This is a genomic window from Rossellomorea aquimaris (assembly GCF_003315075.1).
In the GTDB taxonomy this organism is placed as follows: domain Bacteria; phylum Bacillota; class Bacilli; order Bacillales; family Bacillaceae_B; genus Rossellomorea; species Rossellomorea aquimaris_C.
On the sequence record NZ_QNRJ01000009.1, the window covers coordinates 119,241 to 131,436 of the forward strand.

Below are 12,196 nucleotides of genomic sequence, written 5' to 3' on the forward strand. Positions count from 1 at the left end.
CTCGATGATATATGGACGATAATAGAAAAAAAGCCCCCATTCATGACATGAACTGGAGGCCAACCATCCTTATTTCTTCATTATCGGAATCCAAATCTCACAGCGATAATTCTCGTCATTCGGGTTGCCTGGCGGGTACAATTCAAACTCGGGACCTCCGCCATGTTCATACCCCGTCGAAGGAAACCATTCAGAGTAGATTCGCTTCCATACGCCTTGGATCGCATGTGGCATCGGACCGACAGATTCAAAGACAGCCCAGGTCGCAGCCGGAATCTCTTTTACCTCCAATGAAGGATCTTCTTCCTTCTTTTTCTCCGCCCCGATAAAATAGGTGAACTGTTCATTAGGATGATCAAACTCCATACAAATGCCGAGCATCTCGTTATTTCCTGCTGCATCGCAAATCAACTTGTCTAAATCAGTCGTATTCACTTCATCCCAAAATGCAGGGATGTCTTTCAAATTCTCACCGTTACAGGTAGAAACTCTTTTTCCTTTTCCAATCACTTGAAATGCTTCTTTATCCACAATTTTATAATCCATTTCGACTTCTCCTTTAAGCTGTATTTGGAAGGATATTCGCGGAAATGCCTTCAATGATGTCCCGGCTTCCCTTACTTGGGATGGCGAAACTCCATGGGCCTTCCGAAAGGCTTTCGAGAAGGATTCCGGTGTTTCATATCCGTACTTGAAAGCCACGTCAATGACCTTTGCATTCTGGTTGATCAGCTCCTGGGCGGCTAAAGTGAGCCTTCTCTTTCGGATATAATCTGCCACTGTATACCCGGTTACAAGAGAAAACAGCCTTTGAAAGTGAAACTTTGAACTGAGAGACAACCGTGAAAGTTCTTCCATCACGACTTCCCCAGCCAAATTGTCCTCTATATATTGAATGCAATCATTCATCCTGTGCAGCATTTCCACTCTCGTTTCTCCTTCCCGCTATCTAAATGTATCATTCTGAATTTGAGCCATCCTGTCATTCCGTGCTTTTGTGTGACCGGTGGCTATATTATAATATGACCACCGTGTTTATCGATTAAATTTCACCTGCTATACACATACTACAAACTACTCTAATTTTATATGCCGAGACTCTACTTCTACAAACGTCCATTTATATCCTTCTTTTTTGATTTAAACACATTGACATGAAACCATTTGGTGTTATATCATAAAAACGAAACCAATTGGTGTTACTTATTCCTAAAGAAAGCAGGAGACATTCATGAAATCAAATCAATTAGAAGATATTAAACAAACAGTTCTATTCAACGCTCCCATCCAAAAGGTATGGGACGCAGTTTCTACTTCAGATGGGATTTCCTCTTGGTTCATGCCCAATGATTTTGAACCTGAGGTTGGACATGAATTCCATATTCAATCCCCTTTTGGACCTTCTCCTTGCAAGGTATTGGAGCTAGATCCCCCACATAAGTTGTCTTTTTCATGGGATACAGATGGATGGGTGGTTTCTTTTCTTTTAAAAGAGGTAGGAGATCAAACAGAATTTACGCTTATCCATGGCGGCTGGAAGCATGATGATGCCGTTGTTTCAAAAGCTCATGAAAAAAGCTCTGTCATCCGCGACAGAATGTCCATCGGTTGGGTTGGCATTGTAGGTGAAAAATTAAGAAAGGTTTTAGAAGGTTAAATGTCTGCTGTTAAACATGATGTGTTTCAAGCGATTGCTGACCCGACCCGCCGGGAAGTCCTTCGACTACTTTCTGAAAATGAAATGCCCATTTCGGCTCTAACCTCTCACTTTCCTATGAGCCGTACCGCCATAGCGAAACATCTCACCATTCTTTCTGAAGCCGAATTGGTATATGGAAAAAAAGTGGGCAGGGAGAAGATCTATCGCCTGCAGCCTGAGCCGTTGGCAGAACTAAAGGACTGGTTAGCGTATTATGAGCAGTTTTGGACCAACAAGTTGTCCAAGCTTAAATATCTTGTCGAAGACGAAGATTGATCACAAACAGGGACGGACCTTTCTCAAGGTCCGTCCCTCTTCAGTTTTTACAAGTTAGAGAATAGGAACTACATCCAAACCGTCTATTCTCCTTATCTACTATCATATATATAGGTAGTGCAGCTTTGCTTTGGCTTAAGGAGGAGAAAGCAATGAGGAATAGAGCTGATAATCACAATTATGGTGATCTTTCTTATCCAGATGATATGGTATCTATCGTAAAAAATGGTTTGGTTCCCAAACAAGAACTAAAGAATGTGATCATTATCGGGGCAGGTATGGCCGGCCTTGTCGCAGGCTCCCTTTTGAAAAAAGCAGGTCATAACGTTACGATTCTCGAAGGAAATGATCGCATCGGCGGAAGGGTATATACGTTGCGGCAGCCTTTCTCAGAAGGCCAATACCTCGATGTCGGTGCTATGCGATTCCCGGAAACGCATGATTTAGTATTCGAATATATTCGTAAATTCAACTTACCAACAAATGAGTTCATAAATAAGAGCGATCTCTATCTCGTGAATGGAATTCAGACGACAGATTCCAACTACAACACTAACCCTGATATTTTCAATTACCCTTTACCTCCTGAAGAACAGGGAAAAACGGCCATTGAATTATTATCGTCAGCTGTAAAGCCGTTTTTAGACTTGTACGAAAAAGCAAGCCCTGAAGAACAAGAACGGCTGCGAATCAAGTTTGATCATTATTCATTTGACGTCTTCTTACGATTCAATCCGATCGGAACGTCCCTTTCCCCGGAAGCCATCCGGATCGTAAAGGTCCTCTTGGGCATTGAAGGGTTTCCGGAACTAGCATTCGTTGATATTCTCCTGGACATTGTCCGTACGGTTTTCAATGATAAATTAAAGTTTTATGAAATTGATGGTGGGAATGATAAACTTCCATATTCCTTTTTGCCAGAACTCCAGCAGAATATCCTCTATTCCCAAAAAGTCCATGGGATCATTCAGAAGGATGATGGTGTGGAAGTCATAGTGAGAGACCGCACTACAAACCGTTATCATCGTTTTCAAGGGGACTACACCATCGTTACGGTCCCTTACTCTGTTTTTCAATTTATTGATGTCTACCCTCATGAATCCATCTCCTTTCAAAAATGGAAGGCGATACGGGAACTTAATTATGTGTCGTCTGTAAAGATCGGATTGGAGTTTAAATCAAAGTTTTGGGAAACCATTAAAATTGGAAATATCATAACCGACCTTCCCATCCGGTATACGTACCGTCCCAGTCACAATATAGGAGTCGCTGGCCCGGGTGTCATGCTCGGCAGTTACAGCTGGGGACAAAATGCAAATCTGTGGAATAGCTTGCCCGAGGATGAACGGATTCGCGAAGCACTCCAGGGACTTTATAAGATATATGGCGATCAGGTTTACAAAGAATTTTCCACAGGTGCCTCCTACAGCTGGGGAGAAAACCAGTTTTCGGCCGGATGCTTTACCCTATTCGCTCCCAACCAGGCTTCGGATTTCTCTGACCATCTGTACTTACCAGAACACCGCATCCACTTTGCCGGTGAGCATACCTCCCCTTTCCACGGCTGGGTAGAAGGCGCAATCGAATCAGCCATCCGTGCGGCCTATGAGGTCAATAACAGAACGGACTGAAGAAGGAGGGACGGACCTTTGAATCGAAGGTCCGTCCCTCTCCTTATTTATCTTTGGTATCGCTGCGCCCATCCCATCCCCTATTCAATTCCTTTTCAAGTTTCTTGAGTTCTCCCTGATACTGCCTTTCCTGACGTGTGAGATCAGAAAGAGATGTTTAGTAATGAACAACTAGGGAAACCAAGTGAAATAACAATAATAAGAAAGAGGTTAGTATAATGAGGACAGATGGAATAGACTCAGGATTAAAGAAGCTTGAAGAAGATTACATACGAGCACTAAACCTGAATGAAAGCAGCACAATAGAAGAGTTCATTCAAACATTTCTCTACGATTCGTGGGATTATAATGAACAGAATATGGAAATGATTGCATCTGTAATGGGCCGATATAGCCGAGGGGAAATTAATCAAACGACATTCGGTCCCTCTTTTGATCGGATGGTGAATCATTTACGAGGAAAATTATCGAAAGTGGACAGCCAACATGACTATCCCATGATCCATTCAAAAATGGGGGCATCCATCCTAGTTTCTTTAGTGGATGGACTAGTCATTCAATACTTTGCCGGAGTATACAGTATGGATGAATTAAGAAAGCTTACACCTCAACTCAAAAGATCGGTATTGAACGCTCTCAGTATCTCAGACGAGGAAGGTTATTAGACATTAAAGAGGGACGGACCTCCAAAGGTCCGTCCCTCTTCCCTCTATCTAACACGTATCACTATCTTCCCTTGAGCATGATGAGTTTCACTCAATGCATGGGCATCCTTCAGTCCTTGCTCACTCAGATCGAATGTCTCACCAATTACAGGTTTCAATTGATCCGATTCATATAATTCAGCCAGCTTCTCGAGCTGCGCCCCCTTGGGATCTAGCCATAGGAATTCAGCTTTCACGCCATACTTCTCTGCTTCTTCTTTAGATGGAGGCTGTGCAATGGATACGAGTTTTCCGTTTTTCTTTAGCACCTTATAGCTGTTTGATTGGACTTCCCCACCCATGGAATCCAGAACTAAGTCAAAATCCTGCAGCACTTCACTGAAATCTTCTTCTTTATAATTGATGAATTGATCTGCACCCAATGATTTGACGAACTCTTCATTTTTGCCACTTGCCGTCGTGGCGACATATGCTCCAAAGCTTTTCGCAATCTGAATCGCGAAATTCCCGACTCCACCGGATCCCGCATGGATGAGCACCTTATCTCCTTCTTTGATTTGTCCAAAATCGACTAAGCATTGCCAAGCCGTCAAACCGGCAAGAGGAATGGCTGCTGCTTCTTCAAAGCTCATGCTATCCGGCATTTTGGCTAGTAGCTCTTCGTCCACTGCCACATACTCTGCATATGTACCTTCCCTTGTTGTCGCAGGTCTGGCAAATACTCTGTCTCCCACTTCAAACCCCTGAACATTTTTACCCGTTTCGGCAATCACACCTGCTGCATCCCATCCAAGTATGATCGGGAATTCAAAGTCGAGCATATCTTTTAAATACCCTGCGCGCACCTTCCAATCAATCGGGTTGATCGATGTCGCATGATTTTCCAATAAGATTTGATTATCCCCAATCACTGGCTGATCGAGTTCTTTTTCCTGTAATACCTCTTTGTCTCCGTATTGGTTGATGATAATGGCTTTCATATATGATGGCCTCCTTATTTTTTTCATACGGTTTATCTTCCCTCTTACTTAGGGTATTTAAACAAATGGTGGCCCATCGCCATTAAACAGTGTGTATTACTGGATTCTTCCCTCTCATTATTGTAAATTTAAGACAAACTACATAGTAATAAGCATATGGGAATCTATCTTTCAAAAGGAGGAACACTATGCAACACTACAATATGATCATCAACGGAGAACAAATAGGATCGGATCTTTCGAAAAGGGATGTGACCAATCCCGCCACTTCAGAGGTCATTGCCACTATCCCGAACGGAGGCAAAAAAGAAGCTGCCAGCGCTGTGGACGCGGCTTATGGTGCATTCAAGGACTGGTCCCAATACTCTGCATATGAACGAAGTGAACTCATTCGAAAATGGTATGATTTAATTGATGAGAATAAAGAGGACCTTGCCCGGACCATGACCATGGAGCAAGGGAAACCACTAAGGGAAGCACTTGGTGAAATCCAATATGCCAACGGCTTCATCTCCTGGTACGCCGAAGAAGGAAAGCGTGTATACGGTGAACAAATTCCGGCAACTCAGCGAAACAAGCGATTATTCGTCCATAAGCAGCCTGTCGGGGTCGTAGCCGTCATCACCCCATGGAACTTCCCTGCCGCGATGATCACTCGTAAGGTTGCACCGGCACTCGCCACCGGCTGTACGGTCGTGATTAAACCGGCAAACCAAACCCCTTTGACCGCTTTGAAAATGGCGGAACTTGCAGAAGAAGCCGGCATCCCTAAAGGCGTCGTCAACGTCGTGACAGGTGATTCGAAATCCATCGGGGAAGCGTGGATGGAAGACACACGTGTACGGAAACTGACATTCACGGGATCAACGGAAGTCGGGAAGGTCCTGATGAAAGGTTCAGCTGACACCGTCAAGAAAATATCGTTAGAGCTCGGAGGTCACGCACCTGTGATTGTGATGGACGACTCTGATCTAGAGAAAGCCGTCGATGGCGTCATTGCCTCGAAGTTCAGAAACGCCGGTCAAACCTGCGTCTGCTCCAACCGTGTCTATGTTCATGAATCCATCGTGGATTCGTTCACGGAAAAACTTGTGGAAAAAGTGAAGGATTTAAAAGTAGGAAACGGTCTTGAAGAAGGTGTCGATATCGGCCCATTAATTGATGAAAATGCAATCGAGAAAGTCCAGAAGCACGTAGAAGATGCTGTAAACAAAGGAGCTTCCATTGCCTACGGCGGCAAAGGAAAAGGCGGATTATATTTTGAACCAACTGTTCTAACTAACGTAAGTGATGACATGCTTTGCATGAAAGATGAGACATTCGGTCCAGTCGCTCCCATTACGACTTTTAAAACGGAAGATGAAGCGATCGGGCGGGCGAATGATTCCATCTATGGTCTCGCTGCCTATGTATTCACAGAGAATATGACGAAGGGAATCCGGATCAGTGAGCAACTGGAGTATGGAATCGTCGGATTGAATGATGGCATGCCATCCACTCCACAAGCCCCATTCGGCGGATTCAAACAAAGCGGACTTGGTCGCGAAGGTGGACATCATGGGATCGAAGAGTATTTGGAGGTCAAGTATATTTCCGTCGGGTTGTAAGAGCAAAAGGCACGCTCCATCTGCGTGCCTTTTTTGAGTGCTCAAGGTGAACATACAATTCACAAAGTGGGAAATTCTCAACTTCCAAAGTTGCACCCTGCCCCTCTCCATATTACTTTTTGTTTATCTCACCAAAAAAGCTAATATCCATTTTACAACTCCTCCATTTCTAATGAATCAGTACTTCCTTACAGTTTAACTTGATAAAAGTTCCATTTAATACATTTTTTACTGATTGAAATAATCAAACAAATCTAGAAAAATAGAAATTGATATTATATTAGGAAAATTTATTGACTGCGCTTTCTTCCTGTGCTAGATTGTGTTTATTAATTAAATTCCACGACGAGAAAATATAACTCGTCCCTGGTCAGGGGCGGGTTTTTTTATGTGAAATAATCAGAATAATCAATAGAAGCTATCATGGTTCGGCAAGTATTTGGAGGGGTTTTGTTGAGAAAAAAAGATGTGCTGGTTTCAGGTTTTATGCTATTTTCTTTATTTTTCGGGGCTGGAAATTTAATATTTCCGCCTTATCTTGGAATGGAATCTGGAGGCTACTTTGCCGCCGCCATTGCAGGTTTTATTTTAACAGCAGTGTTCCTGCCTTTTTTAACGATCATTTCCGTTTCGTTATCTACTAACGGATTATTGTCAATTGGCCAACGGGTTCATCCTGTCTTCGGACTTGTGTTCGCCATCGTGATTTATATGTCGATTGGAGCACTATACGGCATTCCAAGGGCGTCGAATGTTGCCTATGAATTGGGATTTATGCAAGTGATTAGTGTGGAAGGACGGCTACCTTTATTCTTATTCTCCCTCGTCTTTTTCGGATTGACTTACTTGCTCAGTATCAATCCCAAAAAAGTGATTGATCTTGTCGGGCAGTTTTTAACGCCTGCCTTGCTCATTGTATTAGCGATATTATGTGTGCGGGCCTTTATGATCTTTGAGTATACGGACGCTCAAGCAACTGAAAATTTTCAGTCAGATCCGTTTCTCAAAGGGTTTCTGGAAGGGTACTTCACCATGGATGCTGTGGCAGCCCTTGCCTTTGGGATTGTCATCATCAATGGATTGAAAGACAAAGGGGCTACGGATAAAAGGGAGCTGATACGAGGGACTATCAGTTCAGGTATGATTGCAGCCGCCGGCTTAATCATGGTGTATCTTTCACTCGGATGGATCGGACGGGTTGTTCCCCATGAAGAGCCCCTTCAAAATGGGGCAGAAATATTGGTTCTCGCTTCTCGCCAATTATTTGGATACAGCGGGAATGTGTTATTCGGAGCCATAGTGATGATTGCTTGTTTAACGACCTGTATCGGCCTCATCAATGCATGTGGACGTTTTTTCAATGAAAATTTCCCGAGGTATTCATATAAGACTTATGTAATGATTTTCATCCTCATCGGGTTGGCCGTGACCAACCTTGGTCTGAATTTGATATTGAAGGTGGCTACACCGTTACTCGTTCTGATTTATCCTGTAGCTATTGTGCTTGTAGTCCTCTCTCTTTTCCAGCATTTCTTTGGAGAAAGCAAGAGAATGTATGTGTATGGGGTTGGGATCGCAACATTATTTGCCTTTTACGAAATGCTGATGACCCTAGAAATCCAAATGGAAGGAATTCACACTATCCTGGGATACCTTCCCCTCAGCGAAAACGGCCTGGCCTGGACCCTCCCTACCCTCGTGGCTGTCGTCATTGGTTATGCCATTGACCTCTCCCAAAGGAAAATCATCTTTCCTTTCAAGAGAGGGACGGACCTCTAAAAAAAGCAGCAAGGAATTTCTCACGCATTCCTTGCTGCTTTTTTGATTTTCAGGAAGTTTGATCTGTTGCTTTTTGGTAGACGTTCATGGAACCACCGCTCAATCCAATGGCTTCTGTCGTGTGAGTCCACCCGTACTTTTCATAATAACCTTCCAGATCCGTTGTTAGATATAGATGTTTATAGCCTTTTTCATGGGCTTCCCGTAAGGCATGCTCGAGGAGACTCGAACCAAGTCCTTTCCCTCTGTGACCCGGGTCAATGTAGAGGCAAGCAAACCATGGAAACAGGTCTTGCCTACTATTCAGATCGTTTCTGAGCAGCGCGTACGTCCCAATGATTTTTCCTTCATGTAATGCGATATAAAATCGTGGTAAGTCCTCTTCGGTACGGCAGGAATGGAATATACAATCGTGATAGAATCTGTAATTCTCCTCACTTCCCCACTGCTCCCAGAAAGCCTTCACTGCTTCCTCAAAAATACTTGAATTCTTTTGTAGCTCCAATATTTTCATTGCTGATTTCCTCTCTTTACTGAATAGAAGTATCTTTATAAGGTTCTTCATTGGGGAAGGAAAACCTCTATTTCAATAAAAAAAGACACGCTCTGCATTGAACGTGCCCTCAATAATTGATCAGTAAGCCCCATCTGAATACGTTAATTCGTAGCTGTGTGAGTAAACCTCAAAAATATTCCCGAACGGATCTTCTACATACACCATGCGGTAAGGCTTTTCACCTGGATAATATTCACGGATCGGCATGCGCTGTTTACCTCCGTGCTGTTTGATTTTTTCAACCACGCCTTCTACATCGGGATCCTGGATACAGAAATGGAACAGTCCTGTTTTCCAATACTCGAAGTTATTCTCCGGCTTTTCGTTGTGAGGGAACTCAAACAGCTCCACTCCGATTTTATCACCGGTTGCCAGGTGGGCAATTCTGAACTTCTCCCAATCATTCCCGAATACATCACGGCACATTTGCCCGATTGCTGTATCATCATTTTCCACATCGGATGGCTCCATGATGGTGTACCATCCGAACACCTCAGTGTAAAATGCAATGGCCTCTTCGAGATTCGGGACAGATAGTCCAATATGAGAAAACGATCTTGGATATGGTAACATTGTCAATATTCCTCCCCTTTTTGATTAGTTTCATCTAACATGTCTCCATTATACGGAGCTGAGCTTCTTAATGTAAGAATGCACTTTTTTGTGAGAAACTAACCTTAAGGTAAGAAAGGACTGATGAGAATATGGATACGCCCATAGATCAAGAGGGAAAATTAAAGTGCTCGATTGAATACACACTGAAGAAAATCGGAGGGAAATGGAAAACAGTCATCCTATGGCATCTTGGGACAGACGGAACTCTCAGGTACAACGGGTTGCGCAGATTACTACCCGGGGTCGCCCATAAAGTGCTAAGTCAGCAACTAAAAGAACTCGAAGAAGACGGCTTCATCAATCGAACCCAGTACGATACCATCCCGCCAAAAGTAGAATACTCCATGACAGAATTAGGTATGACCCTCATGCCGATTCTCAAGCAAATGCATGCCTGGGGTAAGGAGCATGGTGAGTTTTAGGAGAGGGACGGACCTCGGATTCATTGTATAATTGGAATTAGGGGTTCACTGGAGGATTGGAGGTCCGTCCCTCTATCAGAAATTATATCAAGTCAATAAGAATATACGAACTGAATATCGTAATGATGATTCCCGCCACCCGATTGATCATCGTTAACGAGTCCGATTCAATCCGACTGCTTAACCATCCGCCTACCAGGGCAACCGTCCCCCACCACAAAGCGGATCCGCAAAAGACACCGAAAACGACGAGCAATGCAGATACTACGCTGCCATCAGAACCGGTTACCCGAAAGACACCAAAGATGGCGATAAATGCAAGGATGGTCATCGGATTCGTAACCGTCAAAAGAAAAACTGAGAAGAATCCTTTCAAAGAAGAAGTGGCTTGCGATTCACCATCCTTAAATGTTGCCGGCTGTGAAGTGAATGTCTTCCATCCTAATAAAAATAGAAACACCCCTCCCCATAATTGAATCCAGAACTGGTAATCAAGAAGGAAGTCGGAAACAATCGTAAGCCCCAGGACGGCGATCAAGCCGTATAGCGCATCTGCAGTGGCAGCCCCCAACCCCGATACAAAACCTGTCCTTCTCCCATATGTCAATGTCCGCTGAATACAAAGAATACCGACCGGTCCAACAGGAGCAGCAATGGTGACCCCTATGATGAGACTCTTTAAAAATAAAATGGTTTCAATCATGGTCCTGCCGCTACTCTAAAGAAAATTCAAGTGGGTGTACGGGCAGTTCCGAACTCACTTTGAACAAACCCATGACAATCGCCGTTTGGGTCCTGGCTTTTGCCGGCAGGCTCTTGTTTTCATGATTGATGCCACGATCCAGATCATTTATTTTTCTACTCCGTACTTTCAAAAGATAATCATCCTCCCCGGCGAACTGTTACCATGCATGTTATTTTTCATAAAAGAGGGACGGACCTTCCATTCGGTTTCCCCCGTGAATACCTCGGTCAAGCTATAAAGTAATTCATTTAATATATGCGGAGTTTCTCATCCTTTATGTACCTTTTCCCGAGAAACTAAAGATAAAAGATCTTTGCTTCATTCTTGGATTCAATTTATCCTTAAAGTAATTCAACAAGGATTGGAGGAAGATCGATGTCTATCGTTCTAAAGAGAATTTATGATGAACCTCCCCAATTAGGCGGTCATCGCATTTTGATTGACCGGGTTTGGCCACGGGGAATTTCAAAAGAGAATGCCAAATTGGATGAGTGGATGAAGGAAATTAAGCCAAGCCCACATTTAAGAAAATGGTTTAATCATGAGCAGGAAAAGTTCGAGGAATTTAAAAAAGCCTACAAAGAAGAACTCAATCAAGATGATGAAAAACAAAAGAAGCTGCAGGAACTGAAGGAAATGTCGGCTAACGAACGCTTAGTCCTTCTCTACGGTGCAAAAGATGAGCGGCACAACCATGCCGTTGTGTTAAAAGAAGTATTAGAAGATCTATAATAATGAGGGACGGACCTCCAATCAGGATAAACCTTACTAAGTACAAGGCTTATACTTTATGGAGGTCCGTCCCTCTTAAATTAGTCGGAGAGCCTTCGTCACATCCCATTACTATTTTAGAACACGTTCAGAATGTTTCCTTTCCCATTCTTCCAAGAACATTTCCAATAAAGGTCCTGGCAATGGCTGGCTAAAGTGGTATCCCTGCCCTACCTGACAGGCATTCCGTTTCAGGAACAATACTTGATTTTCTGTTTCAATGCCCTCAGCAATAGTGGTAAAGTTCATATTTTGACTCATATCTATAATCGCTTTTACGATTGATACTTGATTTGAATCTTCCATAATATCATCTACGAACGATTTATCTATTTTAATACTATCAATCGGTAAATGAATTAATTTCATAACTCTGAGCCCTTGCGGCTCTAAGGGTAAAATGACAAGAAAATAGAGCACCTCCCCAAATCCTGTATAATGAGAGTTACG

At 43.3% G+C, this 12,196-nt stretch carries 14 protein-coding genes and 1 pseudogene; 8 read left to right on the plus strand and 7 right to left on the minus strand.

Annotated features, from left to right (window positions below):
- Window positions 1–69: 69 nt before the first annotated feature.
- Window positions 70–921 carry an AraC family transcriptional regulator gene (locus DET59_RS13275; RefSeq protein WP_309472478.1) on the minus strand — a complete coding sequence of 284 codons (852 nt, stop codon included), beginning with the start codon at window positions 919–921 and terminating at the stop codon, window positions 70–72.
- 310 nt (window positions 922–1,231) lie between these two features.
- On the opposite strand from DET59_RS13275, the gene DET59_RS13280 reads away from it, so the two are divergent.
- The 4 genes from DET59_RS13280 (at window position 1,232) to DET59_RS13295 (ending at window position 4,271) form a co-directional block, all read left to right on the plus strand.
- Window positions 1,232–1,657, plus strand: a complete 426-nt coding sequence (locus tag DET59_RS13280) for an SRPBCC family protein (protein ID WP_113970135.1) — start codon at window positions 1,232–1,234, stop codon at window positions 1,655–1,657.
- Window positions 1,658–1,975, plus strand: a complete 318-nt coding sequence (locus tag DET59_RS13285) for an ArsR/SmtB family transcription factor (protein WP_113970136.1) — start codon at window positions 1,658–1,660, stop codon at window positions 1,973–1,975. It abuts the gene before it with no gap.
- A 152-nt stretch (window positions 1,976–2,127) separates the two neighbouring features.
- The gene (locus tag DET59_RS13290) at window positions 2,128–3,606 is read left to right on the plus strand and encodes a flavin monoamine oxidase family protein (RefSeq protein WP_113970137.1); all 1,479 of its coding nucleotides are present in this window, start codon (window positions 2,128–2,130) and stop codon (window positions 3,604–3,606) included.
- A gap of 218 nt (window positions 3,607–3,824) precedes the next feature.
- Window positions 3,825–4,271 (plus strand): hypothetical protein, encoded by a 447-nt coding sequence (locus tag DET59_RS13295; RefSeq protein WP_113970138.1) that lies wholly within the window; start codon window positions 3,825–3,827, stop codon window positions 4,269–4,271.
- 44 nt (window positions 4,272–4,315) lie between these two features.
- Here the strand turns inward: DET59_RS13295 and DET59_RS13300 are convergent, their stop codons facing one another.
- Complete coding sequence (locus DET59_RS13300; protein ID WP_113970139.1) at window positions 4,316–5,251, minus strand: NADP-dependent oxidoreductase; 936 nt, start codon at window positions 5,249–5,251, stop codon at window positions 4,316–4,318.
- Between the two features lie 188 nt (window positions 5,252–5,439).
- Here DET59_RS13300 and DET59_RS13305 point away from each other — a divergent pair, with 188 nt between their 5' ends.
- Together DET59_RS13305 and brnQ are read left to right on the plus strand one after the other, a co-directional pair.
- Complete coding sequence (locus DET59_RS13305) at window positions 5,440–6,858, plus strand: NAD-dependent succinate-semialdehyde dehydrogenase (RefSeq protein ID WP_113970140.1); 1,419 nt, start codon at window positions 5,440–5,442, stop codon at window positions 6,856–6,858.
- A gap of 453 nt (window positions 6,859–7,311) precedes the next feature.
- Window positions 7,312–8,637, plus strand: a complete 1,326-nt coding sequence (gene brnQ / locus DET59_RS13310; RefSeq protein ID WP_113970141.1) for a branched-chain amino acid transport system II carrier protein — start codon at window positions 7,312–7,314, stop codon at window positions 8,635–8,637.
- Between the two features lie 49 nt (window positions 8,638–8,686).
- On the opposite strand, the gene DET59_RS13315 is transcribed toward brnQ, so the two are convergent.
- The gene (locus DET59_RS13315) at window positions 8,687–9,151 is read right to left on the minus strand and encodes a GNAT family N-acetyltransferase (RefSeq protein WP_113970142.1); all 465 of its coding nucleotides are present in this window, start codon (window positions 9,149–9,151) and stop codon (window positions 8,687–8,689) included.
- Window positions 9,152–9,271: 120 nt separating this feature from the next.
- A complete protein-coding gene (locus DET59_RS13320; protein WP_113970143.1) occupies window positions 9,272–9,766 on the minus strand; it encodes a lactoylglutathione lyase family protein in 495 nt (164 codons plus the stop codon).
- 131 nt (window positions 9,767–9,897) lie between these two features.
- Here DET59_RS13320 and DET59_RS13325 point away from each other — a divergent pair, with 131 nt between their 5' ends.
- Window positions 9,898–10,230: a winged helix-turn-helix transcriptional regulator gene (locus tag DET59_RS13325; protein WP_113970144.1), complete on the plus strand. Its 333-nt coding sequence runs from the start codon at window positions 9,898–9,900 to the stop codon at window positions 10,228–10,230.
- Window positions 10,231–10,312: 82 nt separating this feature from the next.
- Here the strand turns inward: DET59_RS13325 and DET59_RS13330 are convergent, their stop codons facing one another.
- Together DET59_RS13330 and DET59_RS13335 are read right to left on the minus strand one after the other, a co-directional pair.
- Window positions 10,313–10,933 carry a LysE family translocator gene (locus DET59_RS13330; RefSeq protein WP_113970145.1) on the minus strand — a complete coding sequence of 207 codons (621 nt, stop codon included), beginning with the start codon at window positions 10,931–10,933 and terminating at the stop codon, window positions 10,313–10,315.
- Window positions 10,934–10,943: 10 nt separating this feature from the next.
- Window positions 10,944–11,114: pseudogene (locus DET59_RS13335) on the minus strand (Lrp/AsnC family transcriptional regulator); the annotation flags it as partial.
- 236 nt (window positions 11,115–11,350) lie between these two features.
- Between DET59_RS13335 and DET59_RS13340 the strand changes: the two are divergent.
- Window positions 11,351–11,707 carry a DUF488 domain-containing protein gene (locus DET59_RS13340; protein WP_113970147.1) on the plus strand — a complete coding sequence of 119 codons (357 nt, stop codon included), beginning with the start codon at window positions 11,351–11,353 and terminating at the stop codon, window positions 11,705–11,707.
- A gap of 111 nt (window positions 11,708–11,818) precedes the next feature.
- Here DET59_RS13340 and DET59_RS13345 read toward each other — a convergent pair.
- Window positions 11,819–12,196 (minus strand): EAL domain-containing protein (locus tag DET59_RS13345; protein ID WP_142675588.1); only part of this gene is annotated, 378 nt, incomplete at its 5' end.

What these genes read in the sequence shown, in the direction of transcription:
- DET59_RS13290 (WP_113970137.1), top strand. Translation starts at nt 2,128, where the DNA reads ATGAGGAATAGAGCTGATAATCACAATTATGGTGATCTTTCTTATCCA.
- DET59_RS13320 (WP_113970143.1), bottom strand. Translation starts at nt 9,766, where the DNA reads ATGTTACCATATCCAAGATCGTTTTCTCATATTGGACTATCTGTCCCG.
- DET59_RS13285 (WP_113970136.1), top strand. Translation starts at nt 1,658, where the DNA reads ATGTCTGCTGTTAAACATGATGTGTTTCAAGCGATTGCTGACCCGACC.
- DET59_RS13280 (WP_113970135.1), top strand. Translation starts at nt 1,232, where the DNA reads ATGAAATCAAATCAATTAGAAGATATTAAACAAACAGTTCTATTCAAC.
- DET59_RS13340 (WP_113970147.1), top strand. Translation starts at nt 11,351, where the DNA reads ATGTCTATCGTTCTAAAGAGAATTTATGATGAACCTCCCCAATTAGGC.
- DET59_RS13295 (WP_113970138.1), top strand. Translation starts at nt 3,825, where the DNA reads ATGAGGACAGATGGAATAGACTCAGGATTAAAGAAGCTTGAAGAAGAT.
- DET59_RS13275 (WP_309472478.1), bottom strand. Translation starts at nt 921, where the DNA reads ATGCTGCACAGGATGAATGATTGCATTCAATATATAGAGGACAATTTG.
- DET59_RS13330 (WP_113970145.1), bottom strand. Translation starts at nt 10,933, where the DNA reads ATGATTGAAACCATTTTATTTTTAAAGAGTCTCATCATAGGGGTCACC.
- DET59_RS13305 (WP_113970140.1), top strand. Translation starts at nt 5,440, where the DNA reads ATGCAACACTACAATATGATCATCAACGGAGAACAAATAGGATCGGAT.
- DET59_RS13300 (WP_113970139.1), bottom strand. Translation starts at nt 5,251, where the DNA reads ATGAAAGCCATTATCATCAACCAATACGGAGACAAAGAGGTATTACAG.
- DET59_RS13325 (WP_113970144.1), top strand. Translation starts at nt 9,898, where the DNA reads ATGGATACGCCCATAGATCAAGAGGGAAAATTAAAGTGCTCGATTGAA.
- DET59_RS13315 (WP_113970142.1), bottom strand. Translation starts at nt 9,151, where the DNA reads ATGAAAATATTGGAGCTACAAAAGAATTCAAGTATTTTTGAGGAAGCA.